This window comes from Pectobacterium sp. A5351 (assembly GCF_028335745.1).
Taxonomy (GTDB): Bacteria; Pseudomonadota; Gammaproteobacteria; order Enterobacterales; family Enterobacteriaceae; genus Pectobacterium.
Map to the genome: position 1 here is coordinate 431,161 of NZ_CP116477.1, position 13,922 is coordinate 445,082.

Consider the following 13,922-nt stretch of genomic DNA (forward strand, 5'->3'; position numbering starts at 1 on the left):
CACTGGCGGCTTCTGAGAACACACGGCATGGTGTGGTTCAAGGCCGCGTCTTAGCCTACGAATGGTCTGCTATTGCTAGCAATTAGTTATTGATTGAATTAATTGGCAATAGGTAAGTGAACTATCTTTTAGGGTGATGTGAAATCAATCACCCGGAGAGATGCCATGTTTCCTTTACCTCAGTTACTGCGAAGGTTCTTGACGTTATTTTTTGTCATATTTGTCGGCATGATGCCTTTGCTTTCTTCAGCAGAGGTGACAACGCCCGGGACTTTGATAGGAAAAACGACGCTTGATGCGAAAAATGGCTTACAGGAGGCGGCGGAGCAGTATCTGATTCGATACCGCTCGTTGAGCGGCGTGGATGGAAAAAGCCCGCGGGAAGACACCGGTGCCGTTTTCATCCCGAAAGGTGAAACGCCAAAAGGGGGCTGGCCCGTCGTGGTATGGGCGCATGGGACGGTTGGCGTGCAAACAACCTGTGCGCCTTCTCTGAACCCGCGTTCAGCGCGTGATGCGCAGTACTTGAATACGTGGCTGTCGCTGGGATTTGCCATCGTGGCTCCCGACTATGCGGGGCTCGGATCCTCCGGGTTGCATCACTACCTCAATGCGCGTGGAGAAGCGTGGAGCGTGTTGGACGGCGTGAAAGTTGCGCTTGGCGCATTCCCGCTACGCAATCAGCTAACTATTGTGGGGCAGTCGCAAGGGGCACATGTGGCTTTTGCGAGCGCGGGCTACCAGCCTGACTATGCGCCGGATCTGCATGTTGTCTCAACCGTCTTGACCGGCACGCCTTATTTTGATGACAAGACCTCTGCAGCGGCACTTTTTGCCGGCGGCGGTGGGGCGAAAGAGGGCGGCGATCCCAAAATTCCCTATGCGATGTACATGTATCTGTCAGCAGCCGATACGGAAAAAGGGCTGAATGTGGATGATTATTTTACGCCGAAAGCCGCTGCTGATGTGTCCGCCGCGCGTGAAATGTGTATCGATGCGTTAACGAAAAAAGTGATGGATGATGGCCTGAATGCGGGCAATAGCCTGAAGCCTACAGCACAGGGATTACTGGAAAATCAGACAGCCAGTTTGCGCTATAACACCCTGAAAATTACCCATCCGGTATTTATTGGTACCGGGACGCAGGATATTGACGTACCCGCCATCATGCAGCGCGCATTCGCGCGTGATGTCGCTAAAGCCGGAACGTCGGTTGACGTGCATGAATATAAGGGGATGAACCACAGTGAAACCGTTAATGTTTCACTGCGTGACTCGGTTCTTTTCGTACTGAAAAATTTGCACGCTGACGCGAAAAAACACTAAGCGACGCTTTTACACCAACGTTCCGGTGCAACTGCCGGGACGTTATTTTTCCTGTTATCGGTGATTCTTCCAATTATCAATAATGCTCCAGCCATCGACGCACGGCCTGATTATCTCGGCGGTATTGCCGTTGCCGATATCCTGACATGAATAACGCCAGCAGGTCTTACAGCACGGCTGCATCCATAAATGCATCTTGGCAAAGAAAAGGCCCGATGTTTCCTTCGGGCCTGTGTGACAACTAGCGAAAAGCGTGACAGAAAACAAAAATTAAACGGCTTCGTTTTCGTCGGTGTAACGTTTGGCTTTGTAAGCCGGGTGCATCAGGTTCTGGATGGAGAAAATGTCGTCCAACTGTTCTTCGGTCAGCAGGCCGCGCTCCAAAACCACTTCGCGTACGCTCTTGCCGGTTTCGGCACAGATTTTCCCGACGATATCGCCGTTGTGGTGGCCGATGAATGGGTTCAGATAGGTCACGATACCGATAGAGTTGAAAACGTAAGCTTCACACACGTCTTTGTTGGCGGTGATGCCGTCGACGCATTTTTCCAGCAGGTTGTAGCAGGCGCTGGACAGAATCTGAATGGATTCGAACATCGCTTGTCCGATAACGGGTTCCATCACGTTCAACTGCAATTGACCCGCTTCTGCCGCCATGGTGACGCAGGTATCGTTGCCGATGACTTTGAAGCACACCTGATTCACGACTTCTGGTACGACAGGGTTAACTTTGGCTGGCATGATGGACGAGCCCGCCTGCAATTCCGGCAGGTTGATTTCGTTCAGACCAGTGCGCGGGCCAGAAGACAGCAGGCGCAGGTCGTTACAGATCTTCGACAGTTTCACCGCCACACGTTTCAGGGCGCTGTGCATCATTACGTACGCACCGCAGTCGGAAGTGGCTTCGATCAGGTCTTCAGCCGGTACGCAAGGCAGGCCGCTGACTTTTGCCAGATGTTGGACGGCCAGCTTCTGGTACTCATCCGGCGTGTTCAGGCGTGTACCGATGGCGGTTGCGCCCAGGTTCACTTCCAGCAGCAGCTCGGCGGTGCGCAGCAGGTTACGGTTTTCTTCTTTCAACAGCACGTTGAACGCGTGGAATTCCTGACCGAGGGTCATCGGCACGGCATCCTGCAACTGGGTACGGCCCATTTTCAGGATGTTTTCGAACTCTTTCGCTTTGCGCTCAAAGCCATCGCTCAACTGGGTAATCGCTTCGACCAGTTTCAGGATGGAGGTGTATACCGCGATGCGGAAGCCGGTTGGGTAAGCATCGTTGGTGGACTGGCATTTGTTCAGGTGGTCGTTCGGATTCAGGTATTGGTATTCACCTTTCTGGTGACCCATCAGTTCCAGACCGATATTCGCCAGCACTTCGTTGGTGTTCATGTTGACTGACGTACCCGCGCCGCCCTGATACACATCGACAGGGAATTGGTCCAGGCATTTACCGTTATTCAGCACTTCATCACAGGCTTGCAGAATGGTATCGGCAATTTTACGTGGGATGGTTTGCAGTTCTTTATTCGCCAGCGCGGCGGCTTTTTTGACCATCACCATAGCGCGGACGAATTCTGGAATATCGCTGATGGTGCTATTGCTAATATAAAAATTCTCAATCGCACGCAGCGTATGGATACCATAATAGGCATCAGCAGGGACTTCACGGGTACCTAACAGGTCTTCTTCAATACGGATATTCGTTGACATGGGGCTTCTTCCTTTTTCTTGTTCGATGTACATAGCATCGTTTTCAATATTAAAACTATGATTTTTTTGGGGTTTGTTTTTCCTGCTTTCGGGTTTTCAGGTAACACGAACCCACCACGATTTTTATAAAATCATGACTAAAAAGCGTTCTCGGGGAGACGAACATGGAATTAGCATCATTAAATGGCTATGGGTGGATATATTCCTCCATTTATGTTTTGTCTCCCAATCGTGAATAGTTATACCCGTCATACTTCAAGCTGCATGTGCGTTGGCTACGTTCATTCACCCGAATCACTTACCTGAGTAAGCTCATCGGGATTCTCTCTCTTGCCGCGTTATTCGGCCTTGTGGCCTCACCCCTTCGGGGTCAACGCTTTGCGTTGTTCAAAACGCTAACGTTTTGTCCTGCAACTCGAATTATTTAGGGTATATCCCTAATGGCTATTCCGTATTATCCGGGTTAATCTCAACCAGCTTTTCTATTCCGCGGTTCAGCGTTTTCAATTTCGGAATAAATACGGTTTTGATAATGTCATGTGTGACATCGCACGCTTCTTCAAAGAACGCGCTGTATTCATCACGGTGCCCGACAATATACAGCGAGCGCTTAATATTCAGCTGTTCCGGCATATGCGTCAGCACTTCCCTGGAGTGCGCAACGGATTGCAGGAAACTCAGCGGGGTGGTTACCGCCCAACCGATGCCTGCCGCTACCATCGACGTTAAGGTATCCGCGTTATCGAACTCGAGCATGTTTGGTACACGGACATCGATGCGGCGCAGGTAACGCTCAATCTGCATCCCAATCTGTGAGTTCCGGTTAAAGCGCACTAGCGGCAGTGCGGCGGAAAGCTCACGGATGTCCTCAACCGTTTTGATGCGTTTGCGGTAATCCGGCGGCGTAATAATGAAATAGCCCTCGGAAAACAGTTGATGGCGCACGACGCTATCGCTGTCGATCAATGGGTCACTGGTGACGATCATATCCAGCTCACGGCGCATTAGCGCTTCACCCTGCTGCGGACTGAGCCCGGTACGAATCAGCAACTGCGATGAACTCTTCATCAAACTCTTGGTAAACACCGAACCGCAGGTGATAGCGAACGAATCCACCAGGCCGATACGCAAGTCGGGTTTAATCCCTTTTCCCGCTTCCAGCACCTGTGCCTTCAGGTTTGCGATCTCCTCCGTCAGGATTTCTCCGCGGTTTTTCAAGGCAATGCCGTAGGGCGTCAGGACAAAGGGGCGACGAGCCCGGTTAACCAATTTGACGCCGAAATCTTCTTCCAATAACCGGATCGTTTGCGAAATGGCAGAAGGCGTCAGGCCTAACCGCGCGGCGGCTGCCGTCATGCTGCCTGCTTCTGCCATCGTCACAAAAACATAGACGGCGTACATATCGATCGATTTATTGGCGGACACTGTGCGTTTAACCATGTGAGTTTGCCTACGCTGCAAGGTGGATGTCGTCGAAATATGAAGCGTTAGTCTATCTCATCTCGCTGACCACGACCTCGCTAACTGATGTCAGAATAGTCGGCTAACTTCAGAAAAAATACAGGTTGCATCACTGATTAATTTTTTCTTATTTCTAGCTTTAGCGGATCTGAAGGTGACGTATGAAGAGCGCTTGAGCACTGCCTGTCAGAGTGATTCTGCTTGGCTGATGTTATTTCCTCCCCGTCTTCAGGGGCTGCCTCTTAGTTATATTTTTTATGCAAACTGAGGGATGGTTTCGTGCGCCATAACACCGATATTTTTATGTTATCTCGTAGCACGCGCCCGACTCGGGACGGCTCAAACGCCGCTCGCCCCGAGACCCCAGGCTTTTGGCGGAAATTATGCCGCTACGCGGTGCCTTCGTCGGTATCAGGCTTAACGGACCGCTTGCGACACGGTCCCGGCGTGGCGCAAGCTTTCGCCGCGTCCATGCGGCTCATCCTAAGCCTGCTATCTCCTCAGCATAATTATTTACGCCGGATAACGGAAAAATCCGCGATAACTTCTGTATTTGTGGATAAATGACAGTTGAGAAGTCGAGGACGAGGGAAATCATCCATCTGTTAGTTATAACGTATTGTTTTTACTGTGTGGTAAGAGGTGCGTCGCTCACTGTCGTGACGGTTCGTACGTGACGTTCTGCCTGTTCGCACATTTCCAGCAGTGCCGGAATCAGGTGTGCAGTGGCGTTTAGGCAAGCGCCGAGTTGACTGAGGCTTTCTTGCGGCAGTTCAACGTCATTTTGCAGTGTGTCGCCGAGGTAATGCAGTCCGAGGCACAGGCCTTCGACCGATTCGGCGGCAATTGCGCCTAGGTCGCAGAGCTGAACGTCATCTAACTGCGCGAAAGGCAGGCTGGCGATCAGATCGCGGAAAATGGTAATGGTGCTGTCAGCGGGTGTGGCGTGAGTGTCCGTCATGGTCATTTTTTCCTTGAGATAATTAAGTCCGCCACCACACAAGGTTCCAAATTCGGGTGGTGACACAGACAGGATTGGAACCCCGGCTCTCAAGAAGACCGGTCAACCTTGCGGTTGCCCTGCCTGCGTCACCGTAAAGAGTGTGCACGCAGCCCCTGAAAAAACAAAGTGTTTTTCAGTCTTGAGAGGTTCGGGGTTCCAAGCCCGGCTGCGGATGTTGCCGCAGCACAGAGACTGTATTCCAACGGCGGAAAACGTGGAATAGGGTGGATGGATTTACAGTGGAATTACAGCGCGTTTTGGAATGAAGTTCGCAGAAATGGGCTCAACTCTGGAAATAAGCGGGCTTCTTCTTTTTTAATTGGCCGTAGTAAAGGATATTGCGGTGTTTGCGAAAAAAATGACGACAGGGAGTAGTTTTGAAAAAATTCGCATTTGTTAACGATGCTGCTGAAAGGGAATATCGAGCGCTTCCTGCTGATATACAGGATGAATTTGGAAAAGACTTACGCCTCATTCAGTACGGACAAGATCCTAAATTGCCAATTGATTTTCTTGATGGGGTGGGTATCGGTGTTATCGAACTAAAGATAAACGGTAGTCCTGCATATCGATGTGTCTATGTTGCCAAATATCTTGATACCGTGGTGGTTTTGCATTCCTTTAAGAAAACGACCAATGGCGTTGATCGTAAAGCTAAAGAGGTGGCTGCACAACGGCTCAAAGCGCTTATGGCCGATGTCAGAGAAGCTGAACGTTGTAAAAAACGTTAACCTGCTGATTCGGCTTCAGTGATTGTGATTGATGCCTGATGCAGGCTTGGCATCGACATTTTCGCTCGGAAACCGAGTGCGTCGAGCATGTCGAACATGGCATCAAGAGTGAAAAGCTCAATCTTGGCATTTTTCAGTTCTGAAACTCGAGACTGGTTAATACCGAGCTTTTCTGCTGCCTCTTTTTGTGTCCAGCCTTTCTCTTTGATTAAATTAGTGATCATGATCGATAAATCCATTTTCATTGCCATCTTGCTGGCAATCTCAGCGTCATGCGTCACATGAAACGGACTTTCGTAGAATTTTAACGCCATAATATGTACCTCCTCATCTCAGTAAATCAAATATCTAATATTTTAGATATTTCGTCAAGTTTACTGAACGGAAAGTATCCTGTTTACTTGTCAGGAACCCATCAGCTCAATACATGATAGCGATAAAGCATTTTCTCAAGGTCCTGTTTCATATTAACAAAAAGCAGGATCTCTATGACGCCATGCTCTTCATCAACATCATATAAACAGCGAAAATCATCTTCTATCGAGAGGCGTTCACGGAGTGCGATTCCCTTATCGGATAATATGGCGTTGTATCTGTAACGGAAAGGATCTTGAGAAATGGCCTGCATAGAGGATAAGAACAACGACTCAGACCATGTAGCGGCTTGTTCAATGCCAATATAATGAGATTTATAAGACTCAGCATCCTGCAAAGACCAGACAGCCGCAGGGGCGACTTTAATGGTGTACGAACTGGCCAAATTGGCTCCTTACTTTACGTTCGCGTTTCACGTAATTTTTGTAGGGCTTCCTCGGCGGACATTCCTTGACCGTTTTTAATTTCTTTCTTGGCCGTCATCACCAGCTTCAAAAGTGCGTTAGATTGCTTTTCTCTTTCTCTCTCAAGTAGTTCTGCTTCCCGTTCTGCCGCTGTTTGCACGAAGAGTTCTGCGGAGCCATTTTTCGTTACATAAACGCCCCCCTGAAACAGTTCAGGGTTGCCAAGGCCTTCACGGGCCGACTTCTGAGACATTGTGGTTTTCATATCATCTTCCTTAATTAAAACAATTGCTTATGTTGAATATGGCTATAAGCGGTAGACTCCTGCTATTTGGGAATAGCGAGTGCTTTCATCTTGCTGTTGCCTGAGGATAACAGAGTAATGATATCTCAGCCTATCCGTTAAGTTATAAATTTAGGATAAATTTACCCCCCGCTTCAATCCCTCCCAGCTCAGCCCAAAACGTGCCAGATACTTCCGTAGTCGGTCTGCGTCGCTGTTGATTTATTGTTTGATAAGAACGCATTGGTGCGCCATCGTGCCTCAACGCTGCTGCGTGAAAAAAGAATGATCCGGTTGCGCATTACCCTGCGGCGTTGGATCGGTCGACAACGGTCACCATGCGCAAAATCACGCTCTGGGGTTGGATGAACACCGTTACGACTGGTGGTATGCAATCTGGACGAGCGCTAAACCTGTACCACAGTGCCTTGCATATTGTTATTCTGCGTATCGGTGACGACGTGCGTGAACGGCTGCTGACCGTGCTGCACCATCCCACGCAGGCTATTGTGAAGGCCGCGATCCCTGTTTTTGCATGACTGATTTTCGTATGAAAAAAGAGCAGGGAAACGAAGTGCATATCCTGCGTATATTGCATACCTCCTGCAAGCTATCGACATCCTACCGATAACCTCTTTACCCCCTACCCCAAAAAAATATGCTCACGATGGTATGCCATCTGTGATAAGTCGGGTGGGTAGGCGTCTGGCAAGTGGATTTGTTTGCCTTCGTACTGGGCGAAGTTGACGTCGCTGATGGTGCTTTTCAGCTTTTTGATACGCGGAGAGAGCAGCATTTCCAGCGAGTCGTTGAAGCTGATGAGTCCCATATCAAAGGCTTTGTCATGTAGGTTGGACAGGCAAAGGCCGTTGCTGGGGTTGAGGCGGTGTTCCGCGGCCGTTTTCCACGGGCGAATGTGGCTGGCGACCAGCAGCGCAGGCTCTTCCAATCCGGTCACGCAGCAGCGTTCGCCGTAGTTGCTGAGCACGCGTTTGCGGAAGAGCTGCTGCCCAATGCGTGTTTTCACCTGAGCGAGGCGTTCTCCGCCGTGATAATCAGGGATTTCGCTATCGTTGGTTTGGAACGGAGAGGGGGCTGCCGTCGCTCCGGCCTCGAGCAATACCATCGCCTGTTGGCACTGCTGTTCAAATAACTCAGGATTGCTGTCCATCTCTTGCCACAGCGCCCGGTCGGCGTTGGACGCGCCGCGCAAACCGGTGCGACCGGAATCAATAATAAACGGATCGAGACTGGCGAGATTGACCAGCTTCATCGCCAGTGCGGAAGGCGTACGGTTGAGCAACTTAGCGTAGCGAATGATGTCGGGATTACGCGAATGCAGTCTGCCAAACGGTAGCTGGCTGTACAGGGTGAAGGCGATCAGTAACTGATCTCGCGTCCAATGGTTGGTGGCAGCCATGCGTGTTTCGTCCGTTCGTTAGCGCATTCGGTTAGTGATAGCGCTAACTATGCCAGGTCAGCCGGTAAAATGCATGCGCTTGACTCCGGCTGGATAATTGGCGTGGGCTGCGCTAACGATAAACGCCGTCAGCGGTGTTTAGTAAGAGGCAAATAGACAACGCCCTCAATGAGGGCGTTAGTATCACAATGCTGAAAGGGCAAACCGACTATTGGTCGATGTCAGTATCGTTTCCCTATCTTGATAATCGCGCTTGCGGTAAAGGTTGTTGTAACGTCTGCGGCGGGGCGCTGTCGTCAACCTTGAAGCGGCTGACCAGCGATTCCATTTCAATGGCTTGTTCATCCAGCAGTTGGCTGGCAACGGAAGCCTGCGAAACCAGCGTCGCATTCTGCTGTGTGACCATTTCCAACTGGCTGAGCGCTTCGTTAATTTGCGCAATGCCCAGAGATTGTTCATCGGCGGCGACCGCGATTTCATTCACCAGATCGCGTACTTTACGCGTGCCAGCAACGATATCGCTAATCCCCCGGTTCGATTGATTCACCAGCTTTGTCCCCTCACTGACGCTGGCAATACTGTCGGCGATGAGCGCGCGGATTTTGCCTGCCTCGTCTGCACTGCGTTGTGACAGTTGACGAACTTCCGCCGCAACGACCGAGAACCCACGGCCATGTTGCCCCGCCCGTGCAGCCTCAACTGCCGCGTTCAGCGCCAGCAGGTTGGTCTGAAAGGCAATAGCGTCAATGGCCGCAACCACTGCATTCACGCGCTGGCTGGCGTCCTGAATTTTTTCCATCGCGCCGCTGGCAGATTCGGTAATGGTTCCGACGCGGCGAGCCTGATCGTCCACCTCTGTCGTCAACTGACGCGCCTGTCCGGCAAAGTCTGCGGTTTGTTTTACTGTGACGGTGATCTCTTCCATGCTACTGGCGGTTTGTACCAGTGAAGCGGATTGCTCTTCAGTACGCTGGGCCAGATCCTGATTGCCGTTAGCGATCTCGCTACTGGCACGCCCGATGGTCTGTGAGCTGTGCTTAATACTGACTACCATGTCGGCGATATTTTCCAGCGAGGCGTTATACGCCTGATTCAACTGAGAAAGTTCGTCGGTTCCCGGCACGCGCAGGCGACGTGTCAGATCCCCACCCATTTCACGAATGGTGGTCAGCGTTTGCCGAAGCTGCTCGTTGATGCTGCGCATAACCATCGACGCCAGACCGAGCGCCATGAGTAGAGAAATCAGCGCGCCGGCTAGATAACTAATCCAGGAGCGGCGGGCATCGGCGGCTAAGGCGTTAACCTGTGTAGTAAGATCGCGAGTGGCGAGTTGCTCAATTTTTTTCAGTTCATCGATTTTTACCGTTTGCTGATTAAACCACTGGCTGGCATCAATGCCAAAGTTGCCACCGGGGGAGGCTAATGCCTGGTTGCGCATCTGAAGCGCGTTTTGTGCGGATGGATTGTTAAGAGCCTGTTCAAAAGCCTTGCGCAGGTCGGCATTGGCGAACATGTTATAGGCGCTGATGTAGGCGTCTCCCCGTCCGACCATCTGGTTCAGACGCTCGAACATACCGGCAGCAAAGCTGTTAGCGGAAAAGGTGTTGGAGAGTACGGCGCGTTCGAGCCCCGCCTGCTCTTTCACATTCAGCAGGTTGTAATAGGCCGCCAGGCGTTGGGCAATCCCTCCGTCGCTGACCAGATGGGTCATATCCCCGACAATATTCAGCAGATAGCCGACGGACTCGGAATAGTAGCCGAGTGCCTGAGTGACAGAGATCGACATGCTGTCGATATTGCGACGGAATTCGCCAAGCTGTTGCATTTTCTGCGCAATTTTACCGATCTCTTCACTTACATCATTACCGAGTTCGCTGTCGCTGAGATTCGTAGCCGTTTGTTGAAACTGTTGCTGTGCTCGATCGGTGTCCTGCCGTTGTGTGGCGAGCTCTGAGCCAAATTTTTTCCCCTGGCTGCCAAAATAGCCCGCGCTCAAACCACGTTCACGCTGTAGCTGGTGGGCGAGTTCGCCTGAGTCGCGTGCCAGCGTAATGAGTTTCTCCATCCGGATCATTTCATTTTCCGTGCTGCGGCGTTCCATCACGCCGGAAAAGCTGAACCACAGCAGGGCAAGGATGGGGGGAAGAAGGGCAAGAATGAACTTACTACGGATCGAGATGTGATGAAGGGATTTCATAGGTGTGCTCCATATCCTGCAAGTCGTCCGTTCCTGACATGTGCAGAGTGCAAAAGTAGACAGGGGTTTATTTTAGTTTCGGCGATATGAAGCAATGATTTAGCATTGATGAGGTGTCATCCATAAAAAAAGTGTGTCTACTCTGGTTGGACTTCTTTCACAAGAAGATTTCACTATTAGGTTATGGTACTACCTTGTTCTCTCACTCTTTAATAACTCAATATAGGTATTTGCGTTGCGAATTAGGATGCGACGAGCGATTTTTCGTGTTGGCTGAGGCAAAAGACAGCCGAGAGGTTAATACGGCGTAGCCCCAAAGAATCAGGGCTACGCGAATGCAGATAGAAGAACTGTCAGGGGTGAGCTGACATTGAAGGGGGGCTTTCTCCATTGCTGTTGGTGGCCACGATCCGGTAATAGTAACGACCAGACGCGCCGCCAGAGCGATCGCTATAGCTGTTATCCGTGACGGTGGCAATTGCCTGATAAGTCCCGTTCTCGCTGGTGGATCGCATCACTTTATAGTTTTGGCTGCCTGATGATGGCGTCCAGAATAATGCGTTTACACCGTTGGTATTCTGTGACCCCAGATGCAGTGGCGTGCTGGGTACTGCCTTGGCGTCACGAGTGTCATTCAGGTAGAGCACAACGGTGGAACGTGGATCGACGGTCACGTTACCGGACAGCGTTCGCTGTGATACCAAATCTTCCGCGCCCTTAAAGCCGACGGGTGTTTTCAGGGCATAGCGGTTGTCGGCGCTGGCATTAATACCGATCAGATAATGGCCGAAACGCGCGGCATAGAAATCAGCTTTGCCCCGGAAAGGTTCATCGTTGGAAGCATCCTCAGGCTTAATACCTAGCGGCAGGATTTCACCCGCATAGGCGTTAGTTGGTGGATTCGGTGGCGTATACAGTGTTTTCTCCGGCATGTCGATGCGGTTAGGTCGCGTATAGCTTGTCGTTGAACGAAAGATCGGGGTTGTTTCCAGTACACCATACTGATCATAGCCCGGTGTACTGAAATGGAAACGCGCCAGCCCGTTGATGCCGGTTCCTGCTTTGGCCTGCCAATATGTCGTCAGCCACAGGCGCTCATTACCTTTTTTGACGGCTACGATGGCGTTCTCTTCGTCCGCCCAGGCAAAATCCGGCTGACCTTCGCTCATCGGCAGTCGTGCGCCGTTGTCGCTTGCCGTTTTGATCGTCTGATAGTCGGAAAAAATATCCAACGCTTCAAATGCAGACTCTGCACCATCGAGATTGGCAAAGAACTGATTATCCTCCAGCATCTGTTTGGCGTAGCCAATCAGTGTCGCGTTGTTACTGGCAGCGGCGACGCGCAGTGCTTTGGCTCGTTCATTGGTATTTACCGCATCGACATAAGCGAGGTAACCTGCGAAATTACCGTCACTCTCGTGCGCGCCACGCCAGGATAACAGGCCAATGGCTTCCATCGCCCGGTAGTTGGCACCGTTACTCATTTCAATCGCTGGGCGACGGAAAGGCGCACGCGCATTGGCCATTTTGATCATCTGTTTACGAAAATCTTCATTGCCTGTAACGCGATAATACTCGGCAAGGTACGATTGAACTTCACCATAGCCCGCACCGAGATAGCCCCATTCGCGCGTCTGACCTTTGTTGGTCACCTGATAATAGCGATCGCCGAACGGTGCCCAGCCGCCACCTTGCGGTTCGTTACGATCATCCCCGGTCCAGGGCAGCAGGCCGGCTGCTTCCTTGATATAGCGTTGCGCGGTGGTTTCTGGGAAAGCACGCGAATCGTTCAAAACCTGTAACCCTTTGTTAGCGAAGTAAATATTGCTATTCGCGATGAGTGACTGGTTACTTAAGACTAGACGATTTTTCTTACGGCCAAATTCGCGGCTGGCAAATAGCATATCTGCCCAGGCAGTAAGACGAGCTTTATTGCCTGCGATGCCGTAGTTTACTGAAGTATTCAACAACTCTGATGTGAAGGCATCTTTAAGGTAGTAGATCGCCCGTCCTAAATCGCCGTAATTACCTCCCCAGTTTTGGGTGGCAAGGTTGGTATCGGCGTAGTACGCCGTGGCGTAGGCATCAAGTGTCGCAGTGACTTTGTCTACGATAGCCGAATCCTTGTAGCCAGACAGTTCGCGAACGGACCAGGCGCGCGCCAGATAGCGTAAATCTCCCCCAGATAATGCATCGGTAGTCGCTGACTTATTGAGAAGCGCCTTAATCCGGTTATTCACCGCAGTGCGAAATCGACCGTTTGTGCCGATAATTTCATCGCCCGGTGAAGGGCGTGTCGTTACGGCTGGCTCGCTGCCCTGTTTTTCTCCCGCGACGTTAAGGAAGGGGTCGACATGCGTGTAGGCGCGATAAATACCACGGCTTGGCTGGTTCATCGCATACTGATAAGGGTTGGCTGATTCAGGCCCGCCGGAACCGAAGGGATAGAGCCGTCCAGTGGAGACGATTTTCAGCGTGACGGACGTGCTGCCTCTGGTCATAGCATAAGGCAGTAGCGTCGTAGAGTAGAAAAAACGCCCCGGTAGCGGCTTATGCCAGTGAGCGACACTGAGCGGTGCATAGTCGCCTTCATGACGATAGCCTATTTGATATTCGACACCGTCTTTGATCATATAAAGGTAGAGACGGCCCGTATTAATATTGCCGTCGTCTTCCCCCCACAGTTTGACGGAAACATAATTGCGACGTAGCGGATCGACCTGCATGGTAAATGTCAGGCTACCGCCATAGATACCTGTCTGCTGAAAAGGGAGTAACTTACGGGCTGATTCGCCGAGTGCACCTGAGATGGTTTGGCTGTTTTCCCCATTGAGGCTGTGACCGTTTTCCGACGCCGTGTCACCAAAGGTCATGCTGTCAACGAGGCCTGTTGCCTCTACACTTGCTGCTGAAGCTGAGTTTGCTATGGTGCTTACTGCGTTGAAGGCGGTCGCTGAGGCCAAAGCCAGAGCGAGCAGTAAGGCTTTCCTTAGTCGTGCTTGTATCATCGTT

12 protein-coding genes are annotated in these 13,922 nt (G+C 51.2%); 3 read left to right on the forward strand and 9 right to left on the reverse strand.

The window, feature by feature from the left end:
* Positions 1–165: 165 nt before the first annotated feature.
* Positions 166–1,326: an alpha/beta fold hydrolase gene (locus tag O1Q74_RS02055; protein ID WP_271875875.1), complete on the forward strand. Its 1,161-nt coding sequence runs from the start codon at positions 166–168 to the stop codon at positions 1,324–1,326.
* Between the two features lie 270 nt (positions 1,327–1,596).
* Here the strand turns inward: O1Q74_RS02055 and aspA are convergent, their stop codons facing one another.
* The 3 genes from aspA to O1Q74_RS02070 all read right to left on the reverse strand — a co-directional run bounded on the left by aspA (position 1,597) and on the right by O1Q74_RS02070 (position 5,458).
* A complete protein-coding gene (gene aspA, locus O1Q74_RS02060) occupies positions 1,597–3,036 on the reverse strand; it encodes an aspartate ammonia-lyase (protein WP_012773111.1) in 1,440 nt (479 codons plus the stop codon).
* Positions 3,037–3,480: 444 nt separating this feature from the next.
* Entirely contained in the window at positions 3,481–4,476 is a 996-nt protein-coding gene (locus tag O1Q74_RS02065; RefSeq protein ID WP_271875876.1) for a LysR family transcriptional regulator, read from the reverse strand.
* 646 nt (positions 4,477–5,122) lie between these two features.
* Positions 5,123–5,458 carry a hypothetical protein gene (locus O1Q74_RS02070; RefSeq protein WP_225086704.1) on the reverse strand — a complete coding sequence of 112 codons (336 nt, stop codon included), beginning with the start codon at positions 5,456–5,458 and terminating at the stop codon, positions 5,123–5,125.
* Positions 5,459–5,877: 419 nt separating this feature from the next.
* On the opposite strand from O1Q74_RS02070, the gene O1Q74_RS02075 reads away from it, so the two are divergent.
* Entirely contained in the window at positions 5,878–6,231 is a 354-nt protein-coding gene (locus O1Q74_RS02075) for a type II toxin-antitoxin system RelE/ParE family toxin (RefSeq protein WP_271875877.1), read from the forward strand.
* Here the strand turns inward: O1Q74_RS02075 and O1Q74_RS02080 are convergent.
* The 3 genes from O1Q74_RS02080 to O1Q74_RS02090 all read right to left on the reverse strand — a co-directional run bounded on the left by O1Q74_RS02080 (position 6,228) and on the right by O1Q74_RS02090 (position 7,275).
* Positions 6,228–6,545 (reverse strand): helix-turn-helix domain-containing protein, encoded by a 318-nt coding sequence (locus O1Q74_RS02080; protein WP_271875878.1) that lies wholly within the window; start codon positions 6,543–6,545, stop codon positions 6,228–6,230. The two genes, O1Q74_RS02075 and O1Q74_RS02080, sit on opposite strands and share 4 nt — an antisense overlap.
* A gap of 101 nt (positions 6,546–6,646) precedes the next feature.
* Positions 6,647–6,991 (reverse strand): type II toxin-antitoxin system RelE/ParE family toxin, encoded by a 345-nt coding sequence (locus tag O1Q74_RS02085; RefSeq protein WP_271875879.1) that lies wholly within the window; start codon positions 6,989–6,991, stop codon positions 6,647–6,649.
* A 14-nt stretch (positions 6,992–7,005) separates the two neighbouring features.
* Positions 7,006–7,275, reverse strand: coding sequence for a hypothetical protein (locus O1Q74_RS02090; protein WP_271875880.1), 270 nt, complete (start codon positions 7,273–7,275; stop codon positions 7,006–7,008).
* 383 nt (positions 7,276–7,658) lie between these two features.
* Between O1Q74_RS02090 and O1Q74_RS02095 the strand changes: the two genes are divergently transcribed.
* Positions 7,659–7,832, forward strand: a complete 174-nt coding sequence (locus O1Q74_RS02095; protein WP_271875881.1) for a hypothetical protein — start codon at positions 7,659–7,661, stop codon at positions 7,830–7,832.
* A 104-nt stretch (positions 7,833–7,936) separates the two neighbouring features.
* On the opposite strand, the gene O1Q74_RS02100 is transcribed toward O1Q74_RS02095, so the two are convergent.
* From O1Q74_RS02100 to O1Q74_RS02110, 3 genes are all read right to left on the reverse strand, one after another.
* A complete protein-coding gene (locus tag O1Q74_RS02100; RefSeq protein ID WP_271875882.1) occupies positions 7,937–8,713 on the reverse strand; it encodes an HNH endonuclease in 777 nt (258 codons plus the stop codon).
* Between the two features lie 235 nt (positions 8,714–8,948).
* A complete protein-coding gene (locus O1Q74_RS02105) occupies positions 8,949–10,910 on the reverse strand; it encodes a methyl-accepting chemotaxis protein (protein ID WP_271875883.1) in 1,962 nt (653 codons plus the stop codon).
* 353 nt (positions 10,911–11,263) lie between these two features.
* Positions 11,264–13,918: a fibronectin type III domain-containing protein gene (locus O1Q74_RS02110; protein ID WP_271875884.1), complete on the reverse strand. Its 2,655-nt coding sequence runs from the start codon at positions 13,916–13,918 to the stop codon at positions 11,264–11,266.
* Between the last annotated feature and the right edge of the window lie 4 nt (positions 13,919–13,922).

What these genes read in the sequence shown, in the direction of transcription:
- O1Q74_RS02055 (WP_271875875.1), top strand. Translation starts at nt 166, where the DNA reads ATGTTTCCTTTACCTCAGTTACTGCGAAGGTTCTTGACGTTATTTTTT.
- aspA (WP_012773111.1), bottom strand. Translation starts at nt 3,036, where the DNA reads ATGTCAACGAATATCCGTATTGAAGAAGACCTGTTAGGTACCCGTGAA.
- O1Q74_RS02065 (WP_271875876.1), bottom strand. Translation starts at nt 4,476, where the DNA reads ATGGTTAAACGCACAGTGTCCGCCAATAAATCGATCGATATGTACGCC.
- O1Q74_RS02070 (WP_225086704.1), bottom strand. Translation starts at nt 5,458, where the DNA reads ATGACGGACACTCACGCCACACCCGCTGACAGCACCATTACCATTTTC.
- O1Q74_RS02080 (WP_271875878.1), bottom strand. Translation starts at nt 6,545, where the DNA reads ATGGCGTTAAAATTCTACGAAAGTCCGTTTCATGTGACGCATGACGCT.
- O1Q74_RS02090 (WP_271875880.1), bottom strand. Translation starts at nt 7,275, where the DNA reads ATGAAAACCACAATGTCTCAGAAGTCGGCCCGTGAAGGCCTTGGCAAC.
- O1Q74_RS02095 (WP_271875881.1), top strand. Translation starts at nt 7,659, where the DNA reads ATGAACACCGTTACGACTGGTGGTATGCAATCTGGACGAGCGCTAAAC.
- O1Q74_RS02100 (WP_271875882.1), bottom strand. Translation starts at nt 8,713, where the DNA reads ATGGCTGCCACCAACCATTGGACGCGAGATCAGTTACTGATCGCCTTC.
- O1Q74_RS02105 (WP_271875883.1), bottom strand. Translation starts at nt 10,910, where the DNA reads ATGAAATCCCTTCATCACATCTCGATCCGTAGTAAGTTCATTCTTGCC.
- O1Q74_RS02110 (WP_271875884.1), bottom strand. Translation starts at nt 13,918, where the DNA reads ATGATACAAGCACGACTAAGGAAAGCCTTACTGCTCGCTCTGGCTTTG.